This window comes from Acidithiobacillus ferridurans, from assembly GCF_003966655.1.
Taxonomy (GTDB): Bacteria; Pseudomonadota; Gammaproteobacteria; order Acidithiobacillales; family Acidithiobacillaceae; genus Acidithiobacillus; species Acidithiobacillus ferridurans.
On record NZ_AP018795.1, the window covers coordinates 302685 to 318012 of the forward strand.

Annotated in this window: 14 protein-coding genes; 11 read left to right on the forward strand and 3 right to left on the reverse strand. The window is 59.4% G+C overall.

Features of this window, described 5'->3' with window-relative positions; all coding sequences use genetic code 11:
• The first annotated feature begins 205 nt into the window (after positions 1 to 205).
• The 3 genes from AFERRID_RS01480 to AFERRID_RS01490 all read left to right on the forward strand — a co-directional run bounded on the left by AFERRID_RS01480 (position 206) and on the right by AFERRID_RS01490 (position 3735).
• The gene (locus AFERRID_RS01480; protein WP_126604236.1) at positions 206 to 1042 is read left to right on the forward strand and encodes a polysaccharide deacetylase family protein; all 837 of its coding nucleotides are present in this window, start codon (positions 206 to 208) and stop codon (positions 1040 to 1042) included.
• Between the two features lie 147 nt (positions 1043 to 1189).
• On the forward strand, positions 1190 to 2422 hold the full coding sequence (locus AFERRID_RS01485) for a putative glycoside hydrolase (protein WP_225981783.1): 1233 nt from the start codon (positions 1190 to 1192) through the stop codon (positions 2420 to 2422).
• Positions 2377 to 3735 (forward strand): serine hydrolase domain-containing protein, encoded by a 1359-nt coding sequence (locus AFERRID_RS01490; RefSeq protein WP_225981784.1) that lies wholly within the window; start codon positions 2377 to 2379, stop codon positions 3733 to 3735. Before AFERRID_RS01485 ends, AFERRID_RS01490 begins: the two co-directional genes overlap by 46 nt.
• A 24-nt stretch (positions 3736 to 3759) precedes the next feature.
• Here the strand turns inward: AFERRID_RS01490 and AFERRID_RS01495 are convergent, their stop codons facing one another.
• The 3 genes from AFERRID_RS01495 to AFERRID_RS01505 all read right to left on the reverse strand — a co-directional run bounded on the left by AFERRID_RS01495 (position 3760) and on the right by AFERRID_RS01505 (position 5525).
• Positions 3760 to 4284 (reverse strand): RNA pyrophosphohydrolase, encoded by a 525-nt coding sequence (locus AFERRID_RS01495; RefSeq protein WP_126605658.1) that lies wholly within the window; start codon positions 4282 to 4284, stop codon positions 3760 to 3762.
• A gap of 87 nt (positions 4285 to 4371) precedes the next feature.
• Positions 4372 to 4815: an NUDIX hydrolase gene (locus tag AFERRID_RS01500; protein WP_126604238.1), complete on the reverse strand. Its 444-nt coding sequence runs from the start codon at positions 4813 to 4815 to the stop codon at positions 4372 to 4374.
• Positions 4812 to 5525, reverse strand: coding sequence for a pseudouridine synthase (locus AFERRID_RS01505; protein ID WP_126604239.1), 714 nt, complete (start codon positions 5523 to 5525; stop codon positions 4812 to 4814). The genes AFERRID_RS01500 and AFERRID_RS01505 overlap by 4 nt, the downstream gene beginning before the upstream one ends.
• A gap of 84 nt (positions 5526 to 5609) precedes the next feature.
• Between AFERRID_RS01505 and AFERRID_RS01510 the strand changes: the two genes are divergently transcribed.
• The 8 genes from AFERRID_RS01510 to AFERRID_RS01545 all read left to right on the forward strand — a co-directional run bounded on the left by AFERRID_RS01510 (position 5610) and on the right by AFERRID_RS01545 (position 15276).
• On the forward strand, positions 5610 to 6641 hold the full coding sequence (locus tag AFERRID_RS01510) for an agmatine deiminase family protein (protein WP_126604240.1): 1032 nt from the start codon (positions 5610 to 5612) through the stop codon (positions 6639 to 6641).
• A 192-nt stretch (positions 6642 to 6833) separates the two neighbouring features.
• Positions 6834 to 9584 carry a molybdopterin-dependent oxidoreductase gene (locus AFERRID_RS01515; RefSeq protein ID WP_126604241.1) on the forward strand — a complete coding sequence of 917 codons (2751 nt, stop codon included), beginning with the start codon at positions 6834 to 6836 and terminating at the stop codon, positions 9582 to 9584.
• Between the two features lie 10 nt (positions 9585 to 9594).
• Positions 9595 to 10218, forward strand: coding sequence for a 4Fe-4S dicluster domain-containing protein (locus tag AFERRID_RS01520; RefSeq protein WP_113525395.1), 624 nt, complete (start codon positions 9595 to 9597; stop codon positions 10216 to 10218).
• Positions 10215 to 11249, forward strand: coding sequence for an NrfD/PsrC family molybdoenzyme membrane anchor subunit (gene nrfD / locus AFERRID_RS01525; RefSeq protein ID WP_113525394.1), 1035 nt, complete (start codon positions 10215 to 10217; stop codon positions 11247 to 11249). Before AFERRID_RS01520 ends, nrfD begins: the two co-directional genes overlap by 4 nt.
• Positions 11230 to 11757 (forward strand): TorD/DmsD family molecular chaperone, encoded by a 528-nt coding sequence (locus tag AFERRID_RS01530; RefSeq protein WP_225981785.1) that lies wholly within the window; start codon positions 11230 to 11232, stop codon positions 11755 to 11757. The genes nrfD and AFERRID_RS01530 overlap by 20 nt, the downstream gene beginning before the upstream one ends.
• Positions 11754 to 12287 carry a [NiFe]-hydrogenase assembly chaperone HybE gene (gene hybE / locus AFERRID_RS01535; protein ID WP_113525392.1) on the forward strand — a complete coding sequence of 178 codons (534 nt, stop codon included), beginning with the start codon at positions 11754 to 11756 and terminating at the stop codon, positions 12285 to 12287. Before AFERRID_RS01530 ends, hybE begins: the two co-directional genes overlap by 4 nt.
• A 160-nt stretch (positions 12288 to 12447) precedes the next feature.
• Positions 12448 to 13266: a prolipoprotein diacylglyceryl transferase gene (lgt, locus tag AFERRID_RS01540; protein WP_113525391.1), complete on the forward strand. Its 819-nt coding sequence runs from the start codon at positions 12448 to 12450 to the stop codon at positions 13264 to 13266.
• A 30-nt stretch (positions 13267 to 13296) separates the two neighbouring features.
• On the forward strand, positions 13297 to 15276 hold the full coding sequence (locus AFERRID_RS01545) for a UvrD-helicase domain-containing protein (protein ID WP_225981786.1): 1980 nt from the start codon (positions 13297 to 13299) through the stop codon (positions 15274 to 15276).
• Positions 15277 to 15328: the final 52 nt, after the last annotated feature.

Consider the following 15328-nt stretch of genomic DNA (forward strand, 5'->3'; position numbering starts at 1 on the left):
CCTCAGCTTCTGCCGGAGAGATATAACCCAAAGACTCCAGCAGTTCATTACTAATAGCTATTTACAACTCCTTTCTCACAGGACGGTAGTTTCCTGCCAAATGACCATTTACACAACAATTCTTACAACCCCCGTTCCCGTCCGGCTGGGGAACTGCTAGCATCTACCCAGCAGCGGCCCCACGGCGATTTTTGAAGGCGGGTGCATGAAACTTGGAAGTTCGGGGTTGTTTCTCCAGACCGGCAGGGCACAGCGGATGGGAAAGCCGGGCATGCGCGTTGTTTGGCAAATGGTGTCTTTACTCGCCATATTTTTCGCCATACCGGCTTGGGGATCAGGGGCGGAGCGCGTCGTGCCCATCCTGCTCTACCATCGTTTTGGTCCCGTGGTGAGAGATACCATGACCGTTCGCACAATGGTCTTCGCGGCACAGATGGAATACCTGAGGAGCCATGGCTACCGGATTGTCCCGCTCAAGGAAGTCGTAGCATATATTCGTGGCGTTGGTCCCCCTCCCCCTCCCCATTCCGTGGTGATCACCGCGGATGACGGGCACCAGTCGGTGTACACGGACATGTTTCCCTTGGTGCAGCATTACCATATTCCGGTGACGCTCTTCATCTATCCTTCCGCCATATCCCGGGCGTCTTACGCCCTGACCTGGGATGAGTTGCGGATCATGCGCGACTCCGGGCTCGTGGACATCCAGTCCCACACCTACTGGCATCCGAACTTCAAGACAGAAAAGAAACGTCTTGCCCCTCAGGCATACGAGAAGTTCGTGGCCATGCAATTGGAAAAGTCCAGGGCGAAGCTCGATCAGGAACTGGGGATCAAAGTGGACATGCTTGCCTGGCCCTTCGGGATCTACGATGAAGAGCTCATCAAGAGCGCCGTGGCGGCGGGATATATCGCCGCCTGCACCATGGTAAGGGCGCCTGCCGGGCCATCGGATAATGTGATGGCCCTCCCGCGCTATCTGATCACGGACCAGGATACGGGCAAGACATTGGGAAGACTGTTGACCACGGACTCCAGATAAACGAGGTGAGCTGTGAAGGGTTATAAAAACATAAAAAACATATGCGCTTCGTTAGTTGCAGTCTTGTTGCTCGTCTCGGGGAGCGCTGCCGCCTACAGCGGGATGGTCGTGGACGCCTTGACATGCAAACCGATCCCAGGGGCATTTGTGACCTTGGGAGATACGGTCGTGCGCACCAGCCAGGGTGGACGTTTCCAGATTGGCGGAGAAGGGGCGGTGCTTGGCCTCAGGGCCTACGGCTACAGGCGACGCGAGGTCCCCGTCGGAGATCTCAAGGAGGATGAGACCCTATCCCTCGCGCCTTTCAAACCAAAGGCCCTTTATTTGTCTTCCTACGGAGCGGCCAACACGCGCCTGCGGGAATCCGCGCTTGATATCATCGGCAAAACGGACCTCAACGCCGTAGTGATCGATGTGAAAAGCGACCGGGGAAGGATTGCGTACAAGACCGACGTTCCTCTGGCGACAGAGATCGGCGCCCAAAAAATGATCACCATTAAACATATCAAGCAACTAATGGACGATTTGCACAAAGAAGGCATCTACACCATTGCCAGGATCGTGGTTTTCAAGGACAACGTCCTCGCATTGGCGCGACCGGATCTGGCCGTGAGGACCGCGGGCGGTGCCATCTGGAGGGATCGGGAGGGCCTCGCCTGGACCGATCCTTTCAGCAGGCAGGTATGGGACTACAACATCGACATCGCCATCGAGGCCGCCAGGGACGGCTTCGACGAGATCCAGTTCGACTACGTCCGCTTTCCCGACGCCAAGGGCCTGGTGTTTTCCCGGCCGACTACCCGGGAAAGCCGGGTCTCGGCAATTTCCGGCTTTCTCGCGGAGGCCCGCAGGCGCTTGATCCCATATAATGTCTTTCTTTCTGCGGATATCTTTGGTTACGTGATCTGGAACCGCAATGACACCGGGATCGGCCAAAACCTGGATGAGATGGCGCAGCAGGTCGATTATATCTCTCCCATGCTCTATCCATCGGGCTTTCAGTACGGTATTCCCGGCTACCCCAACCCCGTTCTCCATCCGCACCAAATAGTGTACCTCTCGCTGCGCAAAGCCGAAGAAAGAACGGGTTTGCCTGCAGTGCGCTTCCGCCCCTGGCTGCAGGCATTTCGTGACTACGCCTTTGGCGGGAAACCCTTCGAGGGCGAGGAGATTGCGGCGCAGATCGATGCGGCGCAGACTTTCGGATCAGACGGATGGATGCTGTGGAACCCCCGTAATGTCTATACTACGGCAGGACTCCGGCCGAAGTCGGGGATGGTGACAACCATTCGCGAAGGCCACCTGAACAATCCTGGAGGGATCGGAACGGGAATATGTTCACGCAATACGCCGGTAAAAATGGCGCATCTCGCGCGCTGACCTGGAAAGGCGCCCTATGGGCTCTGGTGTTCTTCGCCTTGCTGTGTACGGGCATATTATCCGCCCAGGCGGATGCTGACCCGGAAAGGCTTCATCGGGCGGACTTGTCGGGAATCGCGCAGATCGTTCAGAAGGAGATCCAGAGCGGCAGAATTCCCGGAGCCGTCATACTCGTGGGCAACGAGGGCCGGATCGTCTACCGCCAGGCCTTCGGATATGCCGCGCTGGAACCCGAAAGGATCCCCATGAGCGTCGGGACACTGTTCGATCTGGCGTCTCTTACCAAGGTCGTCGCAACCACCACCGCCGTGATGCAACTCGTGCAAGAAGGGAAACTGGATCTCGACGCCCCTGCGGCCAGATACTGGCCGGCCTTCGGGGAGAATGGCAAGGAAGTCATTACGGTACGGGAACTGCTCACCCATTACTCGGGGCTGGCCCCAGATCTCAACCCGAGAATCCCATGGCGCGGTTACCGGGGGGCGCTTGGGGCAATCATCGCGGAAAAGCCGGTGGCTGCGCCCGGTAGCCGTTACCTTTACAGCGATATCAATTTCGAGGCCCTCGGCGAGATCGTCCGCAGGGTTTCCGGCGAGCCGCTCGACGTCTACTGCGCCGAGCATATCTTTAGGCCGCTCCACATGCGGGAGACGACCTTCCGCCCACCCGCATGGAAACGATATCGCATTGCGCCCACGGAATATCTGGGTGGCAAGCTGCGCTGGGGCAAGGTGCATGATCCCACGGCCTACCGCATGGGAGGGGTTTCTGGCCATGCCGGGCTGTTTTCCACCGCCGGCGATCTCGCGATTTTTGCGCAGATGCTTCTGAACGGTGGCGCCCTTCATAGCGTTCGGATATTGGAGCGCCGTTCCGTGGGGCGGATGACCATCCCCCAATCCCCGCCCGGAAAGGTGCAGCTGCGCGGGCTGGGCTGGGACCTGGCCGCGCCCTTCGCCCCCAACCGTGACGACCTCCTGCCCGTGGGCGCCTATGATCACACCGGCTTTACCGGGACACTCCTGTGGATCGACCCGGTGTCCAGGACCTGTGTGATCATCCTGACCAACCGCGTCTATCCCTTCGGCAAGGGCAACGCCGGCCCACTCAGGGAAGCGGTGGTCCAACTGGTTTCTTCCCATCTCGGTCCCTTGACCGACGCCGAGGTGGCAGCGAGCCGCCCACGCCTCGGGCGTTATTACGCGACGGTGAACCGGCCAGATGTGGGGCCGAGCCATGTGCAAACCGGCATGGGAGGCCGGAAACGCCACTATGTGCAGAAGTCTTCGGGAAATCGTCCGGTGAGTGGATAGATCGTCCGTTACTGCGTAGGGCGGTCAGCGGCTTCCACCAACCGGATATCGGTTCTCGGAACGGCAAGGATCGGTCATGGGCGGCGGATTCATGTTGATCAGCGGCGCCAGTTCCTGCAACGCCTGCCAGTAGACGCGGCGTTTGAAGGAAATGATTTCATTCACCGGCATCCAGTAATCCACCCAGCGCCAGTCCTCGAACTCCGGCTGCCGGGTGCGCAGATTGATTTCTGCCTCTTCGCCCTCAAAACGAAGTAAAAACCAGATCTGCTTCTGCCCGCGATAGCGACGCCGCGAGACGCGATGGCGGGCGCAGGGCACTTCATAGCGCAACCAGCCCCGCGTCCTTCCGATGATGCAGACCTTGGCGGTCCCTACTTCTTCTTCCAGTTCACGGAACATCGCCTGCTCCGGCGTTTCTGCATAATCGATGCCGCCCTGGGGAAACTGCCAAGCATTTTCACCCAGGCGTTTGGCCCACAATACCTGATTCTGTTCGTTACAAATGATCATGCCCACATTGGGGCGATAGCCGTCTGCGTCTATCATGTTCATCGTCTCTGCCGATGCCTTTTATATTGGCAATATAACACGCTGCAGGGCCAGCGTCAGTCCAATTCCACCTCCGGGGCGCCTTCAGACCATGTGAAGCAGTTCCAGCGGGTAGCGTTGGCCCGCCCGATAGTCCGCCATGCAGCGCTGGACCATGGCGCTACGCATCTCTCCCTCACGCGCCACAATCTCCTCCGGGGTCAGCCACACCGGACCGATGATGCCCGCATCCAGAGCGCGGCTACTGTCCCTGGTGCCGAGCTGTCCGCCGAAGGCGAAGCGCAGATAAGTCAGGTTTTTCGCAGGATATTCCCAGTGATAAATACCAGTCAGATATTCCGGCCGAAAAAAGTGGCCGGTTTCCTCCAGGGTTTCGCGAACGACCGCCTCCAGCAGCGTTTCACCAGGATCCCAGTGGCCGGCAGGCTGATTGAAACAGCGCCGCCCATCTACCACTTCTTCCACCAACAGGAAACGGCCGTTCTCCTCTGCGACGGTGGCTACCGTCACATGGGGTGTCCAGATCATGGAATTTCCTCCCTCATACGCTCCGCCACTGTGAGTTCACGCCACTGACCGGCCGGGAGATCGCCCAGCAAAAAAGGGCCGTAGGCCTCCCGATGCAGTGTCAGCACGAGATTATCCAGAGCCGCGAACATCCGGCGGACTTCATGGTAACGCCCCTCCGTCAGTGTCAGCAGGACCTCGCGCTCTGTCAGGCAGTGCAACGTGGCGGGGCGACAAGGTGTGTCTTCACCGTCCAGCATCAAGGTTCCCGCGGCCAGAATGTCCGCCGCATCCCCTCGCAATGGTTCCTGCAGAGTCACGCGATACACCCGGGGAATGGCACGGCGGGGGCTCGTCCAGTGGTGCAGCCAGTCACCGTCATCGGTGAGCAGCAGGACCCCGCTGGTCTCCCGGTCAAGCCGACCGACACTGCTCAGCGCTGGCCGCCGATAGCGCCAGCGCAGGGGAAAATCCTGATAGATGGCGCGGGGATCATCGTGAGCACAGACCTTCCCCAGAGGTTTATGATAGAGCAGATAGAAAGCATGGGGATGATCAATGGGCTCCTCATCCACCCAAACCTCCGCCGCGTTCACTCTGGCAGAGGCCTTGCGCAGCAGTTCCCCAGCCACGCGCACGCGCCCCTCGCGCAACAGGTCGCGCACTTCGGAGCGGCTGCAATACCCTAGGCGGGACAGTAAATGATCCATACGCTCGGCAGTTTTTTGCATAGGACGCAGTTTAGCCTGTCGGACAGGCTGACGAAAAGTCATTAAACTCCTATGATGTCGGGGTGACGGACAACGGAGCGGACCATGGCAGCTGAATACACCCTTCCCGCGGAGTGGGCTCCGCAGCAATCGGTACAACTCACCTGGCCGCACCCGGATACCGACTGGGGGCCGCGCCTGGAAAGCGTGCTGCCCGTCTTTGCCCGCATTGCCCGTGAAATCAGCCTCCGCGAGGACGTGCTCATTGCCTGCCATGATCCGACCAGCATCGAGGTCTGCAGGCAATATCTGCATCAGGCCGGTGCCAACCTATTCCGCTGCCACCTGCACATCGTCCCCAGCAATGACTCCTGGGCGCGCGACCACGGTCCCATTACCCTGAAAAATGCTGCTGGACAGCATAAACTGATGGATTTTGCCTTTAACGCCTGGGGCCTGAAATTTCGCGCTGATTTAGATAATCAGATCACCCGTCACCTGCATGCTCAGGGTGCCTTTGGTGCAGCAGCGCTGGAAATTTCCGGCATGGTGCTGGAAGGTGGCAGCATTGAAAGCGACGGCCAGGGCACCTTGCTGACCACGAGTGCGTGCCTGCTTTCGCCCAACCGCAATCCGCAATGGTCCGCGGCGCAGATCGCAGACGCCCTGTGCGCCCAACTCGGTGTGGAACGCGTCCTCTGGCTGCATAGCGGCCATCTGGAAGGAGATGACACGGATGCCCACATCGACACCCTTGCCCGTTTCTGCAACCCCCATACCATCGCCTATCAGAGTTGCGATGACCCTGACGACAGTCATTTCGCCCCGCTCCAGCAAATGGCGGCGGAACTCAGAGCCTTCCGCAACCGGGATGGCGCACCGTATCACCTGATTCCTCTGCCTTGGGCACAGGCGCAAAGGGACGGTGATGGCGCCCGTCTGCCCCTCAGCTATGCCAACTTTCTCATTCTCAACTCTGCCCTGCTCCTGCCGACTTACGATGATCCCGCCGACACGGTGGCACAGAATCGCCTGCAACACGCCTTCCCCGATCGGGAAGTAATCGCCATTCCCTGCATCGAACTGGCTCGCCAGCATGGCAGCCTGCACTGCGTAACCATGCAGCTACCGCGCTGAGAATGGAACATTGAGGGCACCCCAGAACTACATTATATGATTATATACCGTTATAGAACATTACAATAAATAAATTGATTTTTATCAATTCCCACCCGGCACCAAGGCGCGTAGCATATCACCATATAATGACATTCTAAACTAATTATATTATTAAAAACATAGCGCTTATTGTGCACAGGAGGCCTTCAAATGGCTTGGCAGTTTCCAAAAATGACCCGCCGTACCTTTCTTAAAAGCACCAGCGTCAGTGCCGTGGGCGCGACGCTCTACCATCCCGACTGGATCAAACTGGCTGGCCCCACGCATCCCGACGCTGCCGACCACTTTGCCCACTCCATTTGCAACTACTGCTCTTCCTTTTGCTCGCTGCGTATTACCGTCGCGGAGAAAAAAGGCAAGCAGCGCATCATGAAGCTGGGCGGCAACCCCAACTCCACCCTCAACGGCGACAAGATCTGCGCCCGCGGCCAATCGGGCTTACGTCAGGTCTACAGCGCCAACCGCATCAAGACGCCCCTCATCCGCGTGGCGGGCAGCAAGCGCAGCGAGATGAAATTCCGCGCCGCCACCTGGGAAGAAGCCTGGGACTACATCGCGCAGAAGAGCAAGGGGATCAAGCCGTGGGAATGGACCATCTATGGCGGCTGGAGCACCTGCTCCTTCTATATTCCCAACACCTTCTGCTTCACTGCCGCCAATCAGATCCCCAATCTCATCACCTCGCCCACGCAAAATTGCGTTTTCAACGGCCATTTCGGCACCAACTCCATGACCGGCAACTATGTCGTTCACGGCGAGAACATTGAGGATTACGAAAACAGCGACTACATCCTCTCTATCATCGGCAACGGCAGCATCGGCGGCGTCTCGACCTGCCGAGCCGTGCGTTTCGCCGCCGGCATAGAGAAAGGGGCCAAGGTGGTAGTTCTCGACCCGCGCGCCTCGGAAACGGCGGCCAAGGCCGACGAGTGGTATGCCATCAAGCCCGGCACCGACCTGGATTTCACCCTCGCCATGCTACGGGAGATGATGAATAACGGCTGGTACGATGAGGAGTTTCTCATCAGCCACAGCAACATGCCCTTCCTGGTGCGCAAAAATGCCCACAACGTCTGGGAACTCTATCTTTCGGCGCAAAAAGAACCCGCCGTCATCGACGCCAAGAGCGGTCAGGTGGTCTTTCTCCCCGCCTTCAGCAACCACAATCTGCAAGGCAGCAACGGCAACAGCGTGACCCCCTTGCTTCGCGCACCCCAAGGCTTTACTCACAATGGCGAGGCCATGCTGACGGTCTTTGATGCTCAGCATCAGGAGATTCAATCCTATACACCCGAATGGGCTGCTGCCAATACCGGCATCAACGCCGCCGACATCCGCAAGATCGTTCGCGATTTTCATCAGGCCAAGTCGCCCATCCTCATCCCCGGATGGTCCGGGGCCCGCTACGGCAACATCCAGATGCTGCGCAGGGTCCAGGCCATGATCCAGGGCCTCAAGGGCGGGTTCGACGTGCCCGGCGGCTGGATCTTCGGCGGGGACTACCGCGAGCAGGTGCGGCACATGTGGGAGGTGAAGAATGATCCCAAGGCGCCGCCCATGGCCAGCTTGGCGGGCATGCCCTTCGTTTACTGGAGCGCCAAGGCGGCAGCCGATCCCAACACCTATCCCCACGGCTATCCGGCCTGGGCGGCGGTGCATCGCGATCAGACTCCCAAGGATTCTCCCGACTGGGCGGCGTTTCCCTTCACCACAGAGGTAGGGTTGGATTCCGCCGTAAAAGGCAAACTGACCTGGAAAGGCGCGCCCTATCTCTGCAAAGCCATCCTCTTCAACGGCACCAACCCCCTGCGCGATGCGCCCGAGAGCTTCTGGGAAGAGGTCCTGAACCATCCCAACATGGACTTGGTCGTCGTCATGGACGTAATGCCCTCGGATACCCTGGCCTATGCCGACGTGGTCCTGCCCGAACTCACCTACCTGGAGCGCGATGAACCGGCCATCTACGGCAACGGCACCAATCCCGACAACATGCTCATCACCCGTTATCAGGCCGTTCCGCCCCTCTACGACAACGTCATTCTGCCCGATGCCTTGCTGAAGCTGACGGAGATCATCAGCGGCAGCAGCGAACCCTATTATCGGGCACTGGAGCAGCTCGCTGGCGTGCCCGCCGCCCGCCTCAAGGCCCTGACTGCCGAGAATCGCGCCAAGGGCATCAAAAATCCCTTCAACATGGCCAGCCGCCAGGTGGATTTTGAAATGAAGGCCAAAGGACTCGGCATCACGCCGCAAAAGCTCGATGCGGTGTTGCGCGAGAAGGGGGTCTATCCCGTCGCCAAGGCCGAGGAACTCATCGCCAACTACGGCATGCCGCGCAAGATGGCCCTGCCCACCCCCAGCGGGCGAGCCGAGTTCTACAGCAACCTCTATGGGCAATTGCGGGAGCAGTTTGGCCTCTGGGATAACCCTTATTTTTCGGTACTGGCCACCCACATTCCCGCCGATTGTCGACCGGGCAGCAAGGCACCCATGGCCGATGACGAGTTCTATTTTACCTTCGGCATGGTGCCCGTGGTTTCCCATTGTTCGCCGAACAACGATTTCCAACCTCTGGTGAGTATCAGCAAGTTCCGTGGCGACATTTATACGGGTCTATGGGTGCACAGCCAGCGTGCCGGCAAACTCGGGCTCAAGGAAGGCGACAAGGTATGGGTGACCAACCAACTCACGCAGCAGAAGGCCGAGGCATCGGTTCATGTCACCCGCCTCGTCCGAGAAGATACCGTCTTTCTCTACAGTGGCTATGGCGACCAGAATCCGGCCCTCACCCATGGTTACCGCATGGGCACGGCCCTGAACAAAATCACGCCCGACTTCATCGAACCGGTGAGCGGCGGTTTCCGCTCCCAGGAATTCACCGTGCGCCTCGAACGCGCCTGAGGAATCTGTCATGACCAAATATGCGATGCTCATCAATCTGGATACCTGCGTCGGCTGCAATGCCTGTATGGCCGCTTGCGCCATGGAAAACCAGACGCCCGTGTGGAATCCGGAAAAATACCGCACCTATGTGTACGACGAAGAAATTGAAATCGGGGATAAGTTCCTCCGCCAGTTTTTTCCCAAGCTCTGTAACCATTGCGACAACCCGCCCTGTGTGAGCGTGTGCCCGACTGGCGCCACCTGGAAGGAGGCCAACGGCATCGTCCGCGTCAACCCCGACATCTGCATGGGTTGCCAGGCCTGTGCCATGGCCTGCCCCTACGATGCCCGCTACCCTGCCGACAGTAACGATATCGACAAGGGACTGGGCTATTACGGCAAGGACTTTCTCAAACGTACCGTGCCCAGCATCGATAAATGCGACTTCTGCTACGACCGCCTGCAGCAAGGTCTGGATCCCGCCTGCGTGGAAACCTGCGTCGCCCACTCCCGTATTTTCGGTGACCTGGACAACCCCAACGACCTCATCACCAAGGTGGTCGCGACCGGCAAGGCTCAGGGTCTGCTCACCGAACTGGGCACCGGCCCCAATATTTACTACATCCACAAGCTTCCGGAGGATCTCGTATGAACTCGGTCCATTTTGCCACCAGTCTCATCGTTCAGGACCGCTGGGCGACGCTGGTCGCGGCTTATCTTTTCCTCGGTGGTCTAGGTGCAGCCCTCATTGCCCTGAGTCTCTTCAGTCATCTCTATTTCCGGGCCAACCGGGCCGTCACCCTCTGGGGTACCCTGGCGGGAGAGGCTTTTCTGGGTGTTGGCTCCGCCCTGCTGCTGATCGATCTGCTTCACCCCCTCAATGTCTGGGAAATCCTGATGCCCTGGAATCCCTTCTTCCTGCCCTGGTCCTGGATCGCCTGGGGTACCCAGTTCATCGTCTGGGCGATGGTTTTCGGCCTGCTCTACATCTGGCCGCTGATGATCGATGAACCATGGTTCCGCCGCCTGCCGCTGGTGGGACGCTGGCTGAATTTCTGGTTCGAACTGCCGCTGATCAAACTGGTGGGCGTCTGGGCGCAGAAACTGCGCACCCCCATTGCCTGGGTGGCCATCCTCTGCGGAGTAGGCACCGCCGTGTATACAGGGTTGCTGCTACGCTCCTTCCCGGCGGCAACCCTCTGGGCCAACGACCTGGTGCCGCCTTTGTTCACGGTTTCCGCTTTCTCTACGGCGCTCGCCTTTCAATTGCTGGTACTGTACGGCGTACTGCATCAGCATGACACCCTGGCCCGCTGGTATGAGCGTCTGGACATGCTCCTCATCGCCGTTGAAATCGTGCTGATTTTCAGCATCATGCTGGTCATTTTGCCGGGCAATCTCAGCGGTCAGGCCACACTGCACATCCTCCTGCACAGTTGGGGCTGGATGATAGGCTTCCTGATGATCGGTCTGATTCTGCCCTTCCTGCTGGAGATCAAAGGCACGTTCAATGGTTGGAAGGGCAGCGCTCCGGTGATCCTCACCGCCTGTATGGTGCTGCTGGGCGGCTTCCTGCTCCGCCATTACTTTCTCGCCAGCGGGGTGTACGTCTTCCCTTGGGCCAATGCCGGCCACGACGGCGTACTTGGTGCGGGTATCTATCATGTCCTCACCAGCCACTGAAGCGGGTGTGTGTGCGGAGGTCTGGCGCTTTATCGCCATGGCCCTGGCCGAGCCCGCTGCCGACTCTGCGGAGTTGATCAGCGAACAACCCTATCAGCCGGAGTGGTTGACCTCGGCCTTGGGGGAATTGGCCACAGTGGCCCTGGATGTCTGGCAGGGCGAGCATACGCGGCTGTTCACCTTTCCTGCCGTCTGTCCACCCTTCGCCTCCACCTTCCTGGAGGACGGCGTGCTGGACGGTCACCGCGCCGGCGAACTGGAGCGTTTTTATGGACAGTATGATCTCGCTATTCAGGGGTTGCCTGCAGATTACCTGGGTACCATGGCGGAGTTCATCGGCTTTTTTCTGGAAAAGGACGACACGTCCGCGGCGGCCGATTTTTATCGGGAATACCTGGCGGACTGGCTGGATCGTTTCTGCGACTGCCTGGAAAGGCATGCCGAGTTCATGTTTTATCGGGAGCTGGCGGGCGAAATCCGCCGTCAGGCTAGAGGATTGCGCCCATGAACTGGCAACTCATGGCGGATCGCGACGATCTGACCCAGACCCTGGAGGGGGTGTTTGCCGACTGGCATCAACGGTGCTTTGCAAACAGTCCCAACGTCCATCCGGGACTCTCCGTCGAGATACGGGATTTGCAAAAAGTGCAGGACTGGTATCTGGCCTATCTTCTGACGCCCATCGCCCTCTATCGCCTGGCGATGCCCCTCAAAGTCCCCGACATTCCCCTGCCCGAAGGCTGGTCTGCTGCCGCACGGGTGAATCAGCCCTGTACCGGCCTTGGTCCCGCCCTGAGTCTGAAGATTCCGGGCGTGCTCGGGCAGGGCCACCTCCAATACCTGCCGGAGATCGGGCATTTTCTCTGGCAACCGCTGGTCCAGAACCTGCGCCGCTATCCCGACGCCGCCGCCGTGTTTGCGGCCTGGGAGGGCGTAATCGACCACCGCCGCAAAACTCGCGCCAGCATGCAGGAACAACAGCAGTGTGATCGCCGCGATTTTCTGCGGCGGCTGATGCCGGCGCCCAGGGAGCCATAAGCAATCGCTGTGAACCGCTGACCGATACGAAGGTCGCTTGCAACCGCCGCCCAGCGCCCGGAACTTGCTGCCGGGCGCGGTCGATATGCCTTCACCTGCGGTCCCAACTTGACAGAATCGCGAGGCTCCGCCATGGTGGCCTGAAATTGCGAGGGCACCTATGCTGCATTTTCCGGATATCAACACCGTCGGCTTCCAGCTCGGCCCCATCACCATCCACTGGTATGGCCTGCTGGAGATCATCAGTTTTGTTATCGCCACCGTCTGGCTCATCCGGCGCGGCCGCATGGCGCACTGGAACTGGCGCAAAGAGCAGGTCGTCGACCTGGAATTCTATGTGGCCGTCGGCGCCATTCTGGGCGGACGGGTGGGTTACGTGCTCTGGTACAACCTTCCCTATTATCTGGCCAACCCTATAAAAATGCTGGCCATATGGGATGGCGGCATGTCTTTCCACGGCGGCCTGCTGGGTGTCGTCATCGCCTGCTGGGTATTTGCGCGACTCCATGAGCAACATGCCTTTCTGCCCACTCTGGATTTTATCGCGCCGGCCGTGCCCATTGGGTTGGGTCTGGGACGTCTTGCCAACTTTATCAACGATCAGCTTTTTGGCCGCGTCAGTCACCTGCCCTGGGCCATGGTCTTCCCCTCCGGTGGTCCGCAACCCCGGCAGCCCTCGCAACTTTACGAGTTTCTGCTGGAGGGCGTTCTACTCCTTGTGATTCTCGCCATTTACAGTCGCAAAGCCCGTCCTGCCGGCGCAGTGGGCGGGATGTTCGTTTTCCTGTACGGCGTCTTCCGGTTTGCCGCGGAATATGCGCGGCAGCCGGATATCCAACTGGGCTTTGTCTTCGGTCCTTATACCATGGGTCAGGTGCTGTCCGTACCCATGATCATTCTTGGCCCGGTGGTGATCTGGTGGGCCTATAAGGGCGGTTTTTCCGAATCCCCTGAAAGCATACCGGCAGTCGGTAAATAGCGGCTGCAAACCCCCACCCATATGACACCTATGGCTGATCTCAATCCGCCACAGCAGGAAGCCGTAACACACATCCACGGTCCCCTGCTGGTGCTGGCCGGGGCCGGGTCGGGCAAGACCCGGGTCATCACCCGGAAAATCGTCCATCTCATCCGGGAGCAACAGGTCGCACCCAGGCATATCTGCGCGGTGACTTTTACCAACAAGGCCGCCCGTGAAATGAAGAGCCGCGTCGGGGAGGCCTTGCAGGGCCATAACAGCCGCGGCCTGATGGTCTCCACCTTTCATCATCTCGGCCTGCAGATCCTGCGTAAAGACATCGAGCGCCTGGGTTATCGCGGCAACTTCAGCGTCATTGACCCCGGCGATAGCCTGGGGATGGTGCGTAATCTGCTCCGCGAGGCCAATGGCCCCAGCGACCTCGCCGAAGCCATCCAGTCCCGCATCTCCCGCTTCAAGAATGACGGCGTCTTTCCCGAGGAGGCACGTGCCGATGACCGTCTCGGCCAGGAGGCTGCTCAAATCTATACGACCTATCAGCGTTCCCTCAGCGCCTGCAACGCCGTGGATCTGGATGACCTCATCCTCTTGCCCACCCGTCTGCTACAGGACGATGCGGAGGCCCGTTATGCCTGGCAGGACCGTATCCGCTACCTGCTGGTGGATGAATATCAGGACAGCAACGGCGCACAGTACCGGCTGATAAAAAGCCTGCTGGGCACCCGCCACAACCTGACCGCAGTGGGAGACGACGACCAGAGCATCTACTCCTGGCGGGGTGCGGCTGCCGGCAACCTGGATCGGCTGGCGCAAGATTTCCCCAACCTCAAGGTGGTCAAACTGGAGCAGAACTATCGTTCCACCGGCCGCATTCTCCAGGCCGCCAATACGGTCATCGCGCAAAATCCACACTTCTTTGAAAAACGCCTGTGGAGCACCCTGGGCGATGGCCACAGCATCCGCGCCCTGCGCTGCGCCAACGAGACGGACGAGGCGGAGCAAGTGGTCAATGCCATTCTCCGCGACCGCTTTCAGCGGCAGGGTGAATACCGCGATTACGCCATACTGTACCGCAGCAACCATCAGGCCCGTCCCTTCGAAGCGGCCCTGCGCAATGCCCGGATTCCATACCAGATATCCGGCGGGCTCTCTTTCTTTGAACGCAGTGAAATCAAGGATTTTCTGTCCTATCTGCGGCTACTGGTCAATCCTGACGATGATCCCGCCTTTCTGCGGGCGGTCAACACGCCACGCCGGAGCATCGGCAGCAGCACCCTGGAACGCCTGGGTGCCTTCGCCAAGGAGCGTAATCTCTCGCTCTTCGCCGCACTTTGGGACGATGCGCTGGACGTTCCCGACAAGGCGCGCATCGCCCTGCGCGGCTTCGCCGGCTGGGTGAATCTCAAAACGGACGAAATCGGCAAGACCGAACTCATCCCCGCCCTACGGGGTCTGCCGGAAGAAATCGGCTACCTGCAATATCTGCAGAATGAGGGAGATGAAAAAGACGCCGCGCGCCGCTGGGAGAATATTCAGGAGCTTTTGAACTGGATGCAACGCCTGCAGGAACAGGATGAAGGCCCGCAAACCCTTGCGGAGATCCTCAACCGCCTGATGCTCTTCCATGTGCTGGAGCGTGAGGAGGATGACGATCGCGATGTGTTGCGCCTGTCCACCCTGCACGCGGCCAAGGGCCTGGAGTTCCCGCAGGTATTTCTGGTTGGCGCAGAGGAGGAACTGCTGCCCCACCGCAACAGCGAAACCCCGGAGCAGATTCAGGAAGAACGCCGCCTCTTTTACGTGGGCATGACCCGCGCCCGCTTCCGCCTGACCCTCAGCCTTTGCCGTAAACGTCGCCGCTACGGCCAGGATGTCCATCCGGAACCCTCCCGCTTCCTCCAGGAAATCCCCAAAGAGCATCTGGACTGGCAGGGCGACCAGAACCCAGAAGAAGAAATGGACCCCACCGCCGCTTTCGCCCGTCTGCGGGAGATGCTCGGCAAGACCTGACCAGCGGGTTCGCCGCACATAAAAGCAAAGAGGCGATCCACACAACCGGATC

Coding starts and splice junctions, on each gene's coding strand:
- AFERRID_RS01480 (WP_126604236.1), top strand. CDS start 206: ATGAAACTTGGAAGTTCGGGGTTGTTTCTCCAGACCGGCAGGGCACAG.
- AFERRID_RS01490 (WP_225981784.1), top strand. CDS start 2,377: ATGTTCACGCAATACGCCGGTAAAAATGGCGCATCTCGCGCGCTGACC.
- AFERRID_RS01495 (WP_126605658.1), bottom strand. CDS start 4,284: ATGATAGACGCAGACGGCTATCGCCCCAATGTGGGCATGATCATTTGT.
- AFERRID_RS01500 (WP_126604238.1), bottom strand. CDS start 4,815: ATGATCTGGACACCCCATGTGACGGTAGCCACCGTCGCAGAGGAGAAC.
- AFERRID_RS01505 (WP_126604239.1), bottom strand. CDS start 5,525: ATGCAAAAAACTGCCGAGCGTATGGATCATTTACTGTCCCGCCTAGGG.
- AFERRID_RS01510 (WP_126604240.1), top strand. CDS start 5,610: ATGGCAGCTGAATACACCCTTCCCGCGGAGTGGGCTCCGCAGCAATCG.
- AFERRID_RS01515 (WP_126604241.1), top strand. CDS start 6,834: ATGGCTTGGCAGTTTCCAAAAATGACCCGCCGTACCTTTCTTAAAAGC.
- AFERRID_RS01520 (WP_113525395.1), top strand. CDS start 9,595: ATGACCAAATATGCGATGCTCATCAATCTGGATACCTGCGTCGGCTGC.
- nrfD (WP_113525394.1), top strand. CDS start 10,215: ATGAACTCGGTCCATTTTGCCACCAGTCTCATCGTTCAGGACCGCTGG.
- AFERRID_RS01530 (WP_225981785.1), top strand. CDS start 11,230: ATGTCCTCACCAGCCACTGAAGCGGGTGTGTGTGCGGAGGTCTGGCGC.
- hybE (WP_113525392.1), top strand. CDS start 11,754: ATGAACTGGCAACTCATGGCGGATCGCGACGATCTGACCCAGACCCTG.
- lgt (WP_113525391.1), top strand. CDS start 12,448: ATGCTGCATTTTCCGGATATCAACACCGTCGGCTTCCAGCTCGGCCCC.
- AFERRID_RS01545 (WP_225981786.1), top strand. CDS start 13,297: ATGGCTGATCTCAATCCGCCACAGCAGGAAGCCGTAACACACATCCAC.